General features: G+C 59.9%; 17 protein-coding genes. 13 read left to right on the forward strand and 4 right to left on the reverse strand.

Annotated features, from left to right (window positions below; translation table 11 throughout):
• Nucleotides 1-71 precede the first annotated feature (71 nt).
• From ACB039_RS03660 to ACB039_RS03675, 4 genes are all read left to right on the forward strand, one after another.
• Entirely contained in the window at nt 72-1,733 is a 1,662-nt protein-coding gene (locus tag ACB039_RS03660; RefSeq protein ID WP_161507270.1) for a bifunctional UDP-sugar hydrolase/5'-nucleotidase, read from the forward strand.
• Between the two features lie 282 nt (nt 1,734-2,015).
• Complete coding sequence (locus ACB039_RS03665; RefSeq protein ID WP_226169420.1) at nt 2,016-3,659, forward strand: hypothetical protein; 1,644 nt, start codon at nt 2,016-2,018, stop codon at nt 3,657-3,659.
• Nucleotides 3,660-3,788: 129 nt separating this feature from the next.
• Entirely contained in the window at nt 3,789-4,292 is a 504-nt protein-coding gene (locus tag ACB039_RS03670; RefSeq protein ID WP_043132136.1) for a M48 family metallopeptidase, read from the forward strand.
• Between the two features lie 84 nt (nt 4,293-4,376).
• Nucleotides 4,377-5,138 carry a DUF2927 domain-containing protein gene (locus tag ACB039_RS03675; RefSeq protein ID WP_371165164.1) on the forward strand — a complete coding sequence of 254 codons (762 nt, stop codon included), beginning with the start codon at nt 4,377-4,379 and terminating at the stop codon, nt 5,136-5,138.
• 131 nt (nt 5,139-5,269) lie between these two features.
• On the opposite strand, the gene ACB039_RS03680 is transcribed toward ACB039_RS03675, so the two are convergent.
• The gene (locus ACB039_RS03680; RefSeq protein WP_171269759.1) at nt 5,270-5,524 is read right to left on the reverse strand and encodes a DinI family protein; all 255 of its coding nucleotides are present in this window, start codon (nt 5,522-5,524) and stop codon (nt 5,270-5,272) included.
• A gap of 334 nt (nt 5,525-5,858) precedes the next feature.
• On the opposite strand from ACB039_RS03680, the gene kduI reads away from it, so the two are divergent.
• The 3 genes from kduI (at nt 5,859) to ACB039_RS03695 (ending at nt 8,125) form a co-directional block, all read left to right on the forward strand.
• Nucleotides 5,859-6,695, forward strand: coding sequence for a 5-dehydro-4-deoxy-D-glucuronate isomerase (kduI, locus tag ACB039_RS03685; RefSeq protein ID WP_171269758.1), 837 nt, complete (start codon nt 5,859-5,861; stop codon nt 6,693-6,695).
• An 81-nt stretch (nt 6,696-6,776) separates the two neighbouring features.
• Entirely contained in the window at nt 6,777-7,538 is a 762-nt protein-coding gene (kduD, locus tag ACB039_RS03690; protein ID WP_171269757.1) for a 2-dehydro-3-deoxy-D-gluconate 5-dehydrogenase KduD, read from the forward strand.
• Between the two features lie 68 nt (nt 7,539-7,606).
• Nucleotides 7,607-8,125 (forward strand): YgjV family protein, encoded by a 519-nt coding sequence (locus tag ACB039_RS03695; RefSeq protein WP_182785626.1) that lies wholly within the window; start codon nt 7,607-7,609, stop codon nt 8,123-8,125.
• Nucleotides 8,126-8,198: 73 nt separating this feature from the next.
• Here the strand turns inward: ACB039_RS03695 and kdgR are convergent, their stop codons facing one another.
• Nucleotides 8,199-8,993: a DNA-binding transcriptional regulator KdgR gene (kdgR, locus tag ACB039_RS03700; RefSeq protein WP_171269756.1), complete on the reverse strand. Its 795-nt coding sequence runs from the start codon at nt 8,991-8,993 to the stop codon at nt 8,199-8,201.
• Nucleotides 8,994-9,320: 327 nt separating this feature from the next.
• Here kdgR and ACB039_RS03705 point away from each other — a divergent pair, with 327 nt between their 5' ends.
• The 6 genes from ACB039_RS03705 to ykgO all read left to right on the forward strand — a co-directional run bounded on the left by ACB039_RS03705 (nt 9,321) and on the right by ykgO (nt 13,489).
• Nucleotides 9,321-10,289 (forward strand): sugar kinase, encoded by a 969-nt coding sequence (locus tag ACB039_RS03705; protein ID WP_171269755.1) that lies wholly within the window; start codon nt 9,321-9,323, stop codon nt 10,287-10,289.
• Nucleotides 10,273-10,893: a bifunctional 4-hydroxy-2-oxoglutarate aldolase/2-dehydro-3-deoxy-phosphogluconate aldolase gene (locus ACB039_RS03710; RefSeq protein ID WP_171269754.1), complete on the forward strand. Its 621-nt coding sequence runs from the start codon at nt 10,273-10,275 to the stop codon at nt 10,891-10,893. The genes ACB039_RS03705 and ACB039_RS03710 overlap by 17 nt, the downstream gene beginning before the upstream one ends.
• A gap of 120 nt (nt 10,894-11,013) precedes the next feature.
• Nucleotides 11,014-11,487 (forward strand): YhcH/YjgK/YiaL family protein, encoded by a 474-nt coding sequence (locus tag ACB039_RS03715; protein WP_171269753.1) that lies wholly within the window; start codon nt 11,014-11,016, stop codon nt 11,485-11,487.
• Between the two features lie 62 nt (nt 11,488-11,549).
• Nucleotides 11,550-12,545 carry a 2-keto-3-deoxygluconate transporter gene (gene kdgT, locus ACB039_RS03720; protein WP_171269752.1) on the forward strand — a complete coding sequence of 332 codons (996 nt, stop codon included), beginning with the start codon at nt 11,550-11,552 and terminating at the stop codon, nt 12,543-12,545.
• Nucleotides 12,546-13,136: 591 nt separating this feature from the next.
• Nucleotides 13,137-13,367 carry a 50S ribosomal protein L31 gene (rpmE, locus tag ACB039_RS03725; protein ID WP_171269751.1) on the forward strand — a complete coding sequence of 77 codons (231 nt, stop codon included), beginning with the start codon at nt 13,137-13,139 and terminating at the stop codon, nt 13,365-13,367.
• On the forward strand, nt 13,364-13,489 hold the full coding sequence (gene ykgO / locus ACB039_RS03730; RefSeq protein ID WP_043132143.1) for a type B 50S ribosomal protein L36: 126 nt from the start codon (nt 13,364-13,366) through the stop codon (nt 13,487-13,489). The genes rpmE and ykgO overlap by 4 nt, the downstream gene beginning before the upstream one ends.
• Before the next feature lie 81 nt (nt 13,490-13,570).
• Here ykgO and araC read toward each other — a convergent pair whose 3' ends face one another.
• Both araC and araH read right to left on the reverse strand, forming a co-directional pair.
• Complete coding sequence (araC, locus tag ACB039_RS03735) at nt 13,571-14,482, reverse strand: arabinose operon transcriptional regulator AraC (RefSeq protein WP_371165165.1); 912 nt, start codon at nt 14,480-14,482, stop codon at nt 13,571-13,573.
• 144 nt (nt 14,483-14,626) lie between these two features.
• Nucleotides 14,627-15,628 (reverse strand): L-arabinose ABC transporter permease AraH, encoded by a 1,002-nt coding sequence (gene araH / locus ACB039_RS03740; protein WP_042649062.1) that lies wholly within the window; start codon nt 15,626-15,628, stop codon nt 14,627-14,629.
• Between the last annotated feature and the right edge of the window lie 20 nt (nt 15,629-15,648).

Here is a 15,648-nt window from a genome sequence, read left to right on the forward strand (position 1 = left end):
CTGCCGGGCTGGCATCCCCCCCACTCCTTGCAGTAGACTCGGTGCTCTTTTTCCCTAAGGAGGGCCGAGCCTTGAGTATTACGGTTCAACTTGCCCACTTCAGTGACTGCCACTCCCATTTCGATGGCGCCCCCATGCGCTTATCCCCTGAGGGTGAGTCCGAATGGCGCACCCAGTGTGGCGGCTACGGCCGCATCCTGACCCGGCTGGCCGCCCTGCGCCAGCAGGCTGCCGCTGCGGGCCAGACCTGCCTGCTGCTGCACGGGGGTGACACCTTCCAGGGGTCGCTCTATTTCAACCGCTTCAAGGGGCGGGCCAACGCCGACCTGCTCGGCCTGCTGCGACCGGATGCCATGGTGATCGGAAACCATGAATTCGATCTCGGCAACGGCCCGCTGGTGGAGTTTCTGCGCCAGCTCGACTATCCGGTGCTGGCCGCCAACCTCGACAGCAGCCAGGAGCCAGCCGATGCCCCGCTGCGGTTGCACGGCTTGCCACAACTGTTTGATGTCAGCCGCCCCTGGCACAGACGCGTCATCGACGGCGTCCCCTTCGCCCTGCTCGGCATCACCTTGCCGCAGATGGCCGCCATCGCAAGCCCGGATCCCCACACCCGCTTCCACGGCATCGAAGATACCCTCAACGCCGCCCTTGGCGAGATCAAGGCCGAAGGGATAGAGCACATCATCTTGCTCAGCCACCTGGGGCTGGAGCAGGACAAGAAGCTGGCAGCCCGTTTCCCCGAACTCAGCCTGATTGTCGGTGGCCACACCCACAGCCAGCTGGGGGATCTGGCCCCGCTCGGGCTGATGAGCGAGGGGAGCTACCCCTTGATGATCGAGGGGGTCGCCATACTGCATGCGGCCCACAGCGCGCTGTGCCTCGGGGTATGCGAGCTGGAATTTGATGAGCGCGGGCGCGTTTGCCAAAGCCGCGGCCAGCTGGAGTGGCTGCCCTGGCAGCCCTGGCCCTTTGCCTCGCCCCCGCCGGCAGGGCTCCATTTCTGCGAGCCGGCCCCCGAGATCGAGCAGCATCTGGCCAGGCGCTACCGGCCCGAACTCGAGACCATGACCCGGCGCATAGTGTCCCACCTCGCCGGGCCACTGCACCATAAGCGCCTGCCCGATGCCGCCCTGCCCGCCGGCAGTCAGGTCGCCCCCCTGGTGGCGAGCGCCATGCTGGCCGGTGCCCGCGAGCAGGTGGGCCAGGTGGATTTCGCCCTGCACAACGCAGGCGGCGTGCGCTGCTCACTCGAACCCGGCCCCTTGAGCGAGGCGGACATCGCCGGGCGCCTGCTGCCCTTTGCCATCCCGCTCACCCTCTACCGGGTGCACGGCCATGAGCTGGCGGAAGCGCTGGAGGGAGCCATCGACAACGCCACCAACAACGGCGTTGTCGGCAATGGCAGCGGCAGCTTCCCCTATACCGCCGGGATGCGCTTCAGTTATCAGGCAGACAAGCCCAGGGGGAGCCGGATCACTCGCCTCGAATGGGAGGCGAGCCCGGGTCAGTGGCAGAACGTCGAGATGGATGCCATCTATCGGGGGGTCTCCAGTGCCTACACCGCCTCAGGCAAGGAGGGCTACACGGCCCTGGCCCGCACCCTGACCCAACACAATCAGGAGCTCGGCATCACCCTGGCCGATGCCTTTATCCGCTGGGCCCGCCATCTGCCCGAGCTGGCCCCCCTGCCGGCACTGGTGGAATACCAGGGCGCCAGTCCCATGGCCTGAGGCCCCTCGCCGGGCCCTCCCCTGTCAAGGCGCCGCTTTTCTTCGTGAGAGCGGCGCTTGTTACATTTTTCAAGCACACTCCCCAGCCCCATTGCAGCGGACTGCCGGCCTCGGCAACATCAGGCAACAGCGGCTCCCGCTAATCATTTAGCCCACTGCGGGCACTGAAAACGCTACTTTTATACATTATTTCAAACACATCACCCCAGCCCATTGCATCGGACTGCCGGCCTCGGCAAGATAGGCCCGCTTTTACGTCTTTCCCGCAGGAACAGGTCATCCATGAATCACGCCATCCGTTTTACCCCTCAGCGCTACAACCCCGGGCTCAAGCCTCTGGTTGTCCTGCTCACCGCCCTGATGGCGCTGCTGTTTTGCTTGCGCAACCCGCTGTTCCACGGCATGGCGCCCGGCTTTGATGCCTCCCTGTTCGCTGTGATGGGCAAGATGTGGAGCGAGGGGGGCGTGCTCTATCGGGACATGATCGACATCAAGGGCCCCATGATCTTCGCCCTCGATGCCCTCGGCTACTCCCTGGGCGGCTTCTTCGGGATCTGGCTGCTGGAGTGGGTACTCTGCTGGCTCGGTCTGCTCGCCAGCTGGCAGGCCTTCTCCCAGCTGGGGCTCTCCCTGCGGGCCCGCCTCGGCAGCATGCTGGCGCTGCTGGCGCTCTACAGCACCCGCTACTACTACGGCAACATGACCGAGGACTGGACCTTCCACCTGGCCCTCATCGCCCAGTGGGCCTTCATCACCCTGCTGCTGGACAAGCAGTTTCGCTGGGGTCCGGCCCTGGTGGCGGCCCTCACCTTCGCCATCGTGGCCTGGATGCGCACCAACAACGGCGCCTTCTGGGGGGCTTGGTATCTGGTGCTGTTCTGCCACTGGTGTCTGCGTGAGCAGTGGCGTTGCGCCTTCGGTCTGCTCTGCTCCAGCCTGCTGGGACTGGCCCTGGTCGGCGGCCCGCTGTTTGCCTACTTCCAGCACCACGGCCTGTTGGCCGAATTCCAATACTACGCCTTCGGCATCTTCTTCGAGGGGAGCTACGGCAACGGCTTCTCGCCGGAGGTGGGGGCCGTCGGCCTGCTGCGCACCGGCCTCGTCATGCTGCTGCCGGCCTTCATGGTGTTGATGCTGGGTCGCCGCCAGGAGTGGTATCTGCCTGCCCTCTGCGCCACCCTGTTTGGTGTGCTCTTTACCCTGATCGCCAACTCCGTCTCCGGCCACGTGTTCGATCACTACGACGTGCTCTACCTGCAGCTTGGCCTGCTGCCTCTGGCCTGCCTGCTGGATCGCAGCGAACAACAGTCCGATGCCCTGGGCCTGCTCTGCATCTCGCTGGTGGTGCTGACCGCCAGTTGGCTGCTGGCCCAGCAGCTCGGTTACGGCTGGAGCACCAAGGAGTGGTCGCTTGAGCGGGTGCGCGAAGTGCTCGGCAACAGCCTGCTGTGGGCCCTGCCAGTGCTCATCCTGGTGCCGCTCTGGCGCGCCTGGGATGTGCGCAGCGCCACCCCCTGGCTGGCGTCACTCGCCATGCTGGCTCTGCTGGTCAACAATGCCTGGGAGGGCAACCTCAAGGGCAAGCCGTTCAATCAGCCGGCCCAGGTCAGGGTCGACAGGATCAAGGCCGAGACAGGGCCGAGCGACAAGATCTGGGTCGACGGCATACAGCCGCAATACTATCTGTGGACCGATCGCCAGCCCGCCTCCGCCTATCTGTTCTTCGCCAACGTCAACCCGCCCTATGACGTGCGCGAGCGGGTGCTGGCCGACATCCGGCGGCAGGATCCCAAGTTCATCATCGCCAAGCCGGAGCGGGTGGCAGAGCAGCTGAAAACGCCGAGCTCTCCCTCCAGCCTCGCCTTCTATCAATATCTGACGGACCGTTATGAAGAGGTGGATCCGGGTCTCTATCGCCGTCGCTGAGACCGATTGCGAAAGTCGGGGCCGTCGCTGGCAACAGCGACGGCCCCTTTCATTGGCGTGCAGACGTGTGTTCAAGGGGACCCATCATGATTACAATGGCGCTCTTTTTAGTGTGAAGGGGGAGACATCATGGCGGAACTGACCTATCTGGGGGGCTATCCTGACCCCCTCAAGAGCCAGGTACAGCAGTTGATCGCGGCAGGGAAACTCGGCGAGATGCTGGCCAAACGCTACCCTGAGACCCACCTCGTCCAGAGTGACAAGGCGCTGCTTGCCTATACCATGGAGCTGAAAAACCGCTACCTGAAAAGCTCGGCGCCGCTCTCCAAGGTTATCTTCGACGGCAAGATCAACGTGATCAAGGATGCCCTCGGCCTGCACACCTATGTCAGCCGGGTACAGGGCAACAAGCTCAAAGCCAAGAACGAGATCCGCATCGCCGCCCTGTTCAAGGAGGCCCATCCCGCCTTCCTGAAGATGATAGTGGTGCACGAGCTGGCCCACTTGCGGGAGAAGGATCACAACAAGGCCTTCTACCAGCTCTGCCTGCACATGGAACCGGACTATCATCAACTGGAGTTCGATCTCAGGCTCTGGCTCACCTGGCGTGACATCGAACGCACCTCGGGCTGAGGCCATCGGTTGCAAGGAGGCAAGATGATCCCAGGGCACACTCGTTCAGGGCATAGCTGTCGTCATGCCGCGCGAGGCCGGGTGATGGCCCTGTGGCTCGCCATGCTGCTGCCCTGCTCCCTGCTGGCAACCGAGCGCTGGCAGAGCGACGACTATCTGATCCAGAGCTTCATGGAAGTCGCCATGAAGCGGGAATATGGTCATGAGGCCCAGGTACGCTTCTCCCGCTGGCAAGGCCCCATCCGCCTCAAGCTCATCAACGAGTTTGGCGACAAGGCGCTGCAGGCCGAGGTGGTCAAGGTGCAGAGCCAGCATCTGGCCAGGATCACTGGCCACCCCATACTGCTCGTCAGCGACAACCCCAATCTCACCCTCATCATGACCAGGCACCAGCAGATGGCCGGCTGGGCCCGCCGCACCATGCGCCAGGATGACTCTGTCGGCATTGCCCTCAAGGAGGGGATCTGCCTGGCCAATTTCGCGACCAACGGCCGCTATGAGATCACCCGTGCCACCATCATCATCCCGGTGGACTACAGCCGGGCTAAGGGCCGTTTTCTGGATTGCGTAGTGGAGGAGCTCACCCAGGTGATGGGGCTGCCCAATGACTCGGACAAGGTGTTTCCCTCCATCTTCAACGACAACAGCATCGACAGCTTCCCCACCGGGCTCGACTATGTGCTGCTCAAGCTCGCCTATCATCCCGCCCTCCATGCCGGCATGACCACCGACGAGGTGCGCACAGCCCTGCCCATCGCCCTCAAGGCGCTTCGCGCCAATGGCGACATCGCAGAGGCCAACCAGCGGGTACAGAACGGCAGCCTCAGACGCTGGGCCGGGCTCTGAGCCCTCTTAGCTGGCCCAGCACCCTGCCACCTTCTCACAAACACAAAACGCAGCCTTGAGCTGCGTTTCGTTCAAACCGGGGTAAGAGCCAGCCTGTTACCATGACAGGCAAAATGACAACCTGTTCCTGATCAGACTTCGGCGCCTTCCGCCTCCGGCATCCAGCTCTCGGCGTTCTCCCATACTTCCTGCACCATGGCCTCGGCCAGTTCCCTGTCCTCCTTGCTGGCGCGGCTGACCGTCAGGGCCATTGCGCTGCCAGGGGCGACCCGCACATGTAGATCAGGGAATCGCTCGCCCAGTTGCTTGAGCAACTCCTGACGCAGCGCCTCCATGGTCGCAGTGGGGATCTGATGTTTTCTGTCGATGATGATTTCCAGGCGCATAGGATACGTCTCCATGATGGTTGACTGTATTTTTATACAGTAACAATCAAAAGTAAAGGGGCCACTTGCCACAGCCCAAGCCAAGCGTCCTCCGAGCCTTCAAACAGGGGGGCTTACCCTTCATCCAGGCATCCCGATCCCCGCCGTATGCTCATCAGATTGGCGCGACCGTCGAGCTCGATGAGGAAAATGAAACGCCGTCGACATAAAGCGGTAGACATACCAATCACAATTTCAAAACGATGTTTTGATTTTTATTTTTTATTTGGTAGCATTGTAGCCACTGAAGACACACCTGCTTGCCAACGCCCGAGGGCCATTACCGAGGTTAATCATGCAAATTCGTCAAAGCATTCACAGCGATCATGCAAAACAGCTGGACACTCAGGGCCTGCGCCGTGAATTCCTGGTAGAAGAGATTTTCACGCCAGACCAGCTGACCATGACCTACAGCCACATCGACCGCATCGTGTTCGGTGGCATCATGCCGGTCCAAGGTCCCCTCGCCTTCTCGGACGCGCTGGGCAAGACCTTCGGCGTCAGCTACTTTCTGGAGCGCCGCGAGTTGGGCCTCATCAACATCGGCGGTCCCGGTGTGGTGGTGGTTGATGGCATCCCCTTCGAGATCGGCAACGCCGAGGCGCTCTATGTGGGTCAGGGTGCCCGCGAGTTGAGCTTTGTCAGCGTCGACGCCGCGCAGCCGGCCAAGTTTTATTACAACAGCGCCCCGGCCCATGTGCACTTCCCGACCCGCAAGGTCACCCAGGCGCAGGCCTCCCCGAGCACCCTGGGCGAGGCTGCCACCAGCAACCGTCGCACCATTTACAAGTACCTGGTGCCGGACGTGCTGCCGACCTGCCAGCTGGTGATGGGCATGACTCAGCTGGAAGAGGGCAGCCTGTGGAATACCATGCCCTGCCACACCCACGAGCGCCGCATGGAGGTCTACTTCTACTTCAACATGCAAGACGATGCCGCCGTGTTCCACATGATGGGCAAGCCGGACGAGACCCGGCACCTGCTGGTGCACAACGAGCAGGCCGTCATCTCCCCAAGCTGGTCCATCCACTCCGGCGTCGGCACCCAGGCCTACACCTTCATCTGGGGCATGGTCGGTGAAAACCAGGTGTTCGGCGACATGGATCATGTGGCCGTCAGGGATCTGCGCTAATTCCCATCCGATTCCGGGCGACACGGGTCGCCCGCATTCCCCATCACCCCTGCCACGTCTGGTGGCAGCAGAGGAAACAAGATGATTCTCAACGCATTCGATTTGAAGGGTAAGGTTGCCATCGTGACCGGTTGTGATACGGGTCTGGGCCAGGGCATGGCGCTCGGTCTGGCCGAAGCTGGCTGCGACATCGTCGGCATCAACATCGTCGAGCCCACCGACACCATCGCCAAGGTGGAGGCGCTCGGGCGCCAGTTCCTGAGCCTCAAGGCTGATGTCAGCAAGGTGGATACCCTGCCCGCCCTGGTGGATCAAGCTGTCTCCCGGTTCGGCCGCGTCGACATCCTAGTCAACAACGCCGGCATCATCCGCCGCGAGGATGCCATCAACTTCAGCGAGAAGGACTGGGACGACGTGATGAACATCAACATCAAGAGCGTCTTCTTCATGTCTCAGGCGGTGGCCAGGCAGTTCATGGCCCAGGGCCGGGGCGGCAAGATAGTCAACATCGCCTCCATGCTCTCCTATCAGGGCGGCATTCGCGTCCCCTCCTACACCGCCTCCAAGAGCGGTGTCATGGGGATCACCCGCCTGCTGGCCAACGAGTGGGCCAGCCAGGGCATCAATGTCAACGCCATCGCCCCCGGCTACATGGCCACCAACAACACCACGGCCCTGCGCGCCGATGAGGATCGCAACGCCGCCATCCTGGAGCGGATCCCAGCCGGGCGCTGGGGCCTGCCCGACGACATGATGGGCCCTGTGGTGTTCCTAGCGTCTGCCGCCTCCGACTACATCAACGGCTACACCATCGCCGTCGACGGTGGCTGGCTGGCCCGCTAAGCGCAGCTCCCATGAAAAAGGCGCCATCAGGCGCCTTTTGTCATTCATCCCATCACGGAATTCACCCCATGCTGTTCGATCCCCTGGCCCAGCTGCTCGGCCTGCTGGCCTGCGCCATCGGTGTCACCGCCTTCCTGCAACGACAAGATAGGAAACTGCGGCTGCACCTGACCCTCAACGGCGTACTCCTCACAGCCCATTTCATGTTGCTCGGCGCCACGGCCGCCGCCATCCACTGCCTGCTGTGCGCGATCCGGACCTGGGTCTCCGGCTACCATCGCACCCTGGGCGTCATGCTGCTGTTCATCGCCCTGGCCTGGGGATTGGTGCTACCTCAGCTGGAGCATCCCGTTCAGCTGCTCACGCTGATAGGTACGACTCTGAGCACCTATGCGTTGTTCCGGTTGGAAGGGCTGTTACTGCGTTGGTGCATGCTGGCCAGCAGCCTGTGCTGGGTCATTCACAACCTCTGGGCGGGATCGATTGGGGGGATCTTGCTGGAGGGGATGTTCCTCGTCATCAATGGCTACACCATCTTTTCACTCTGCCGCAGTCAACGCACGGTCCAGCCAGAGACTGTGCGATAACCGGGAATATGCGGGGATGCCAGCCTGCTCTGGCTGGCATCTACTCATGAGGGGTGAACCCGATCTCGCCTCCCTAGCGCGGGGTAAAGGGGTAGTCGTGATAACCCAGCTCAGCCGAGATGTGGCCTGCCGCCTCGTGCAGCAGACTGATCAGCTCGGCTCGCTTGCTCTCTTCAAAACGCACGCTCGGCAGTGACAAGGAGAGCCCGGTGATGATGCGCCCCATCCGGTTGTAGATGGGGACCGCGAAACAGCGCAGCCCATGTTCGTTCTCTTCATTGTCTTCCGCATAACCCAGCTCGCGTACCCGCACCAGCTCCGTCAGCACTTCATCGATATTGGCCAGGGTATGCTCGGTAAAACGCTCGAAGGTCACGTTGGCCAGCATGCCGCGCACTTCTTCTTCCGGCAGCCAGGCCATCATCACCTTGCCAAGACCCGTGCTGTAGAGCGGACAGCGGCGCCCGATGCGCGAGTACATCCGCAGGTTGTATTCGGAGTCAATCTTGTGCAGATAGACGACGCTGTCTTCGTCGAGCGTCCCCAGGTGCAGGGTCTCCTTGGTCAACTTGCCAAGGCGGTGCATCTGGGCATCTGCAATCTGGATCAAGTCCTGGTAACCCAATGCCTTGCCGCCGAGCTCGAACAGCTTCAGGCTCAGGGTGTACTTGTCCGTCTCCCCTTCCTGCTTGACATAGCCCAGAGTTTTCATGGTCTGCAAGAAGCGATAGACGGTACTTTTGGACATCATGATCCGCTGGGACAATTCGGTCACGCCGATCTCTTTCTGCTCCCCCAGTGCCTGCAAGATGCCAAACACTTTCAATACCGATGAGACCGAATCCGGCGAATTATCTACCACTGACATGTAAACCTCCTGCTGAAACCTATCGTTTCATTATATTTGAAACGGCAGCGCAATCATAGCCGTGAGTCTCTCTGACAAGCCTCTTTTGACTTCACTCCTCTCATGAGAAAAGCGCCAGCGCCTCCTTCCGTGATCGCGCTCACATGGGGACAAACGCGGGTTTTTGCTGAGCGCCACAGGGTCCTGGATCGGGGTCTGGTGATGAACATTCTCCCCTCAGTGGCCAATCTTTGCGTTTAATCACATATTAATGAAATAGCGTTTCAATTCATTTGATAGTTTCGTTTCATTAAATAGAATGAGCACATCATAAAAGTGGGAGGACATATGTCTATCAAGGTTGCCGTCATCGGCGAGTGCATGATCGAGTTATCTGAAAGCAAGACGGATCTCGTGCGCCATTTTGGAGGGGACACCCTCAACACCGCCGTCTACCTGACCCGTGCCAACCCCGAGTTGGCCGTGCACTATGTGACGGCCATGGGCACCGATGCCATCAGCGGTGCCATGATGGCCGAGTGGCAGCGAGAAGGCGTCCACACCGATCTGGTACAACGCCTCGACCACAAGCTGCCCGGCCTCTATCTCATCGAAACCGATGAGCAGGGTGAGCGTACCTTCCACTACTGGCGCAGTGATGCCGCCGCCCGGTACTGGCTGCAAGGACCAGAGGCCAATCCGGTCTGCCAACAGTTGCGCGGCTTTGATTACCTCTATCTGAGTGGTATCAGCCTCGCCATTCTCTCCCCTGCCGACCGGGTCACCCTGCTCCAGCAGTTGGCCCAGTGCCGGGCAGCGGGGGTGAAGATAGCCTTCGATAACAACTACCGCCCACGACTGTGGGAAAGCAAAGAGGCAGCCCAGCAGACCTATAGCGCCATGCTGGCCCTGACCGACATTGCCTTCCTGACTCTGGACGATGAATTTTCCCTGTGGGGCGACCACCAGGAGGCTCAGACCCTGGCACGCACCCAGGCGCTGGGGGTCGACGAGATCGTCATCAAACGCGGCGCCGAGCCCTGCCTCATCGCGCAAGGTGATCGGCAAAAGGAAGTGCCTGCCATGTCCCTGGCCAGGGAGCAGGTGATAGATACCACGGCGGCAGGAGATTCCTTCAGCGCCGGCTACCTTGCCAAACGACTGGCCAGGGCTTCGGCAAGCGAGGCGGCATCCTATGCCCACCTGCTGGCCAGCACCGTCATCCAGCATCGTGGGGCCATCATTCCCCTGCCGGCCATGCCGGTTACCCATACCCTTTCTCTTTCCAGTGAGGCATCCCATGTCAGCATTGCTTGAAAAACTGTCGACCCTGAAGATCATCCCTGTCATCGCCATCAAGAACGCCGATGACGCCGTGGCCCTCGGCCGAGCCCTGATGGACAACGGCATGCCGAGCGCGGAGATCACCTTCCGCACCCCTGCCGCCGCCGAGGCCATTCGTCAGCTGCGCGCCGCTTTCCCCGACATGGTCATCGGTGCCGGCACAGTGCTCACCACGGCCCAAGTGGATCAAGCCATCGACGCCGGTGTGGATTTTGTCGTCAGCCCCGGCTTCAACCCGCGCATCGTCCAGTATTGCCAGGCCCGCGGCGTGATGATGATCCCGGGTGTCAACAACCCCAGCATGGTCGAACAGGCGATGGAGCTCGGTCTGCGCACCCTCAAATTCTTCCCGGCCGAGCCCTCCGGTGGTCTCTCCATGCTCAAGGCCATGAGCGCCGTCTACCCGGTCCGGTTCATGCCAACCGGCGGTATCAGCCCGAGCAATGTGAAGGATTATCTCGCCCAGGGCTCGGTCTTTGCCTGCGGTGGCACCTGGATGGTTCCGACAGACCTCATCGATCGGCAGGAGTGGGAACAGATAGGCACCCTGGTCCGTGAAGCCATGGCAGCACTCTGACAGTAACGGGGCCTGTAAAAGGCTCCAAATGACCCACCAAAATCCTATTTCATCCTCTCGGCTGGCATCACCCCATGCATCAGCCATCAGGACAAGCAATACCAAAAGGAAGACCTGCAGATGATTACCGGTAATTTGCAACGACTCGACATGGCCATGCTGCCTCCCCCTCTATTGCAGCTATTAAGCCGCGAAGAGTGTTCTCACCAAAATCTGCTTAATAAAGCCGATGGTAAATATGACATTATCGACAATACCGTTTTCTATCTGATCTCCAGTCCCGTCACAGCAGATGAAAGCAGTGTGAAGAGTGAATTCCATGAACACTATCTCGATATTCAGGTATTGCTCGCCGGCCAGGAAATTATCGCCACCAGTGCCACTATTTCAGAACCCCATGAATATAAAGAAACCAAACCTGATCTGATCTTTGTCGAGAATGATGACATCACGACCCGGGTCATGCTTGAAGCCGGTGACTTTGTCATCTTTTATCCTGGCGAAGTACATCGTCCAACCTGCCAGATTGATGCCCCAGACAGAATTAAGAAAGCCGTATTCAAGGTCAGCAAAAGCTGGTTAGCCAACCACTGATCTGCCAACACTATCAATAATCAAAATTTTAATAACTCTGTTTTATAACAAATGAGGTAGGTATGAAAATCAAGCAGACGTTGGACAAGATCCCAGGCGGGATCATGCTGATCCCCTTGTTGCTGGGCGCCACATTAAATACCTTTGCCCCCGGAACCGCCGAATATTATGGCGGCTTCACCAAGGGTATCATCACAGGGACAGTCCCCATCCTGGCGGTCTGGTTCTTCTGTATCGGGGCCTCCATCAACCTGCGTGCCACCGGGACTGTGCTGCGTAAATCCGGCGTGCTGGTGATCACCAAGATTGCCGTGGCTTGGCTGGTCGCTCTGCTGGCAGCCCAGCTCATTCCCGAGCATGGCATCGAGGCGGGTCTGCTGGCCGGTCTGTCTACCCTGGCGCTCGTCTCAGCGATGGACATGACCAACGGCGGTCTTTATGCCAGCCTGATGAATCAATACGGCACCAAGGAAGAGTCCGGCGCCTTCGTGCTCATGTCCATTGAATCCGGCCCGCTGATGACCATGGTTATCCTGGGTGCTACTGGGTTGGCCTCCTTTCAGGGACACCACTTTGTCGGCGCCATCCTGCCCTTCCTGATCGGGTTTGCTCTGGGCAACTTAGACCCGGATCTAAAGGAGTTCTTCAGCAAGGCCACCGGCACCCTGATCCCCTTCTTCGGCTTCGCACTGGGCAATACCATCAACTTCTCGGTCATCATCGACACCGGTCTGCTTGGGATCCTGCTCGGCCTGGCCGTCATCATCATCACCGGGATCCCGCTGATCCTCGCCGACAAGTGGCTGGCGGGTGGTAATGGTACCGCCGGAGTAGCCGCCTCCTCCACCGCCGGGGCGGCTGTCGCCAACCCGATGATCATCGCCCAGATGAACCCTGCTTTTGCCCCCGTAGCCCAATCCGCCACCGCGCTGGTCGCAACCTGTGTGATAGTGACTGCCGTGTTGGTGCCAATCCTCACTGCTATTTGCAGCAAACGGTTTTCAGCAAAAGAGAATATCATTCCAAACCCGGTGAAGGCTCAGACACGTAGGGCCTGAATATAATAACCCGATGATGGCAAGTATCTTTTATCTGCACCAACCCCCAGGCATAAAGTGCCTGGGGTTTTTATATAAACACCACCACAGGCATACTCTCAGCCCATTCACGCTATGGGGGAATTATAAAAAAAAGCAGGTAAAATATCTTGTAGACATATAGCCACCTTAATTAAAAGCGAGTCTGGCCAACCACGTTCCACATTATTTTTGATAGCGAAATCGCAGTGACAGGCGCAACACAGGTTGTCATTTCCATTCACGACTGGTTGACTCAATGGCTGATGTAATGTTGAGTTGTCACCACATCCATTATATTTTTTGCACAGAACACACTGAACCATAAAATACACCGCAATGATAAAAGGCTGTCTCTATACGGCACCAGTAAAAGAGAAGGCAGAACGCTACTCCGTACCATCCCCAAAAAGCCTCAAAAGAGACACGCCATTCTCTTTGCAACCGCACTGATCAACCCTAATGTCAGCCGGCAGCTTCACGGGGTACCAGAAGTTTGTTGATATTAATTCTCATCAGTAGCATTATCCTTATGTGTTATAAGATAACACTTCTGGTTATGGCGCTCGTCTCATGTCCCTCCATATTCATCCCGAATACTCCAAGGGACTGCCTCACGACCTGACCAGTCGCACCCAAAAATGGGAAGTTGGCAACAGCTGTTCCTATGCGATGCTGGATGTATCGAGTGCCTCTCATCCCTTCTATACCGGCAACCAGAAGCAGGCTGGCAAGCAAGGACAAGTCGCCCGCTTCGGTCAGCGATTCGGCCAATTCTTCAACAAAGGAAAAGAGAAATCATGAAAGTGCTCGCCTCACTGAAATCAGCCAAGTCACGTCATCCTGATTGCCAGGTCGTTCGCCGCCACGGCAAGCTGTTCGTGATCTGCAAGAGCAATCCCAGATTCAAGGCTCGCCAGGGTTGATCCCCGCCCCTTGCCGCACCTGAATGACAAAGCCCTCATCACGAGGGCTTTGTCGTCTCTCTGACCTTGCCGAACCCGGCATCACAGCGGGGTGGCGCATTTGCGGTATTCGGTGGGGCTGACCCCTACCCGCTTCCTGAACACCCGCGAGAAGTAGAGCTGATCGTCATAGCCCACCTGCTGGCCTATGGTGGCCACCGACAGCGGCGTGGTCTGCAGCAGCAGCTTGGCCCGCATGATCCGCTGATCCTCGCGCCAGCGCACTATGCTCACCCCCACCTGCTCGCGAAACAGGTGGGCCAGCCGTGACGGGGACAAAAACACCTGCTCCGCCAGCGCCTCCACCGAGATCTCGGCGCAGAGCGATTCGCTCAGGATCTGGCACGCCTGGTGCACCCGGTGATCTATGGTGGGGTAGGCACTTAGGGAGGAGGCTTCATAGCAGCGAATAAGCAGCCGCTCCAGCAGGTTCATGGCCAGCTGCTCCGACATGGGCCTGAGCTGCTGGTGGGTCTCTTCGATGTCGAGGAAAAGGGCGTCGAACTCGGCGAGCAAGGCGGCGTCCGCCAGTTGCAATCGCCCCACCCGCTCCGTCACCTGCGGCCACTTGAGCCAGTCGGCCCAGTAGGCCCGCGGCCGGAAATAGACCCAGCGGTGATACCACTCCCGCGCATCCGGCGCCCGGCCGTAATGGTGCACGGCCGCGGGCGGAAACAGCAGCAGGTCCCCTGGCTCCACGGTGAATGCCTGATCCCCCTGGAAGATCTGCCCCTTGCCCTTGATGGTCAGGTTGACGATGAAGCCCTTCATTCCCTGGGGCCGGTCGATGATGAAGTCGAGCGCACTCCCCTGCTCTATGGGGGTCATGCCCGAGACCAGGAACACATCGAAGGCATAGCCCGGCAGCAGGGGGTTGAGTTGTTTCGGCTTCTCTTTTTGCATCGAGGACATGGCGGAAAACAGCGCTTGGGTAAAAAAATCGGCTTGGGTCATTGTAAAGACTCACCTTGGGAACGCGCTATCTGGCGCTCGGCGCCGTGTGAAATTGGTGAACTGGCTCACAACGGGATGTGCCGTGAGCCATGGTGCCACCCTGGGCAGACCCGCTGAACGCGGGCCTGCATGGTTGGACAGGGATCAGACGCGCGCCTTGCGCACCTGCTTGTAGCGGTCGAACAGCACGGCGGCGAGCAGGATGAGGCCACGCACCACATACTGGGCAAACGGGGAGATGTTGAGCAGGTTCATGGCGTTCTCCATCAACCCCAAAATCAGCACCCCGGCGATGATGTAGGAGATCTTGCCGATGCCCCCCTTCATGGATACGCCCCCCAGCACGCAGGCGGAGATCACCACCAGCTCGAAGCCGATGGAGGTCATGGGCTGGCCCGAGGTCATGCGCGAGGCGAGTATGATCCCCGCGATGGAGGCAATCAGCCCGGTCATGGTGAAGATGATGATCTTGGTGCGCACCACGTTGACCCCGGCCAGGCGTGCCGCCTCCTCATTACCCCCCATGGCCAGGGTGTTGCGGCCAAAAGTGGTCTTGTTGAGCAGCAGGCCGAACAGCACGAAGCAGACGGCGGTCAGCCAGACCGGGGTCGGGATGCCGAGCAGGGCCGAGTTGCCGAGTTCGAAGAAGCCCTCTTCCACTATGCCGACCGCCTTGCCGTCCGAGATGATGTAACCCACCCCGCGCGCCATCTGCATGGTGGCGAGGGTGGTGATGAGGGCATTGATCTTGAATTTGGCCACGACGATGCCGTTGATGAGGCCAAACAGCACCCCCACCGACATGCCGGCCAGGATGCCGACCGTGATGCTCTCGGTGGCGTTGATGCCGACCGCGCAGGCGACGCCGGAGCAGGCCACCACGGATCCGACCGACATGTCGAACTCGCCGGAGGCGAGGCAGAACAGCATGCCGCAGGCCACCATGCCCGACATGGAGACGGCGAGCCCGAGCCCGCGCATGTTGATCAGGCTGGCGAAGTTGGGTACCAGCACGCAGGCCAGCAGGAACAGGATGGCGAAGATCACCAGCATGCCGTATTGATCCCAGACGCGGGCCAGTTGCAGGCGGGAGCCGCTGGTCGCCGCGGTGCTGGCGGCCTGGCCGACTGAGGTAGTAGTTGTCATGGTTTTTCTCCTGAAAATTC

The organism is Aeromonas sp. S2(2024), from assembly GCF_041402505.1.
GTDB lineage: Bacteria > Pseudomonadota > Gammaproteobacteria > Enterobacterales > Aeromonadaceae > Aeromonas > Aeromonas media.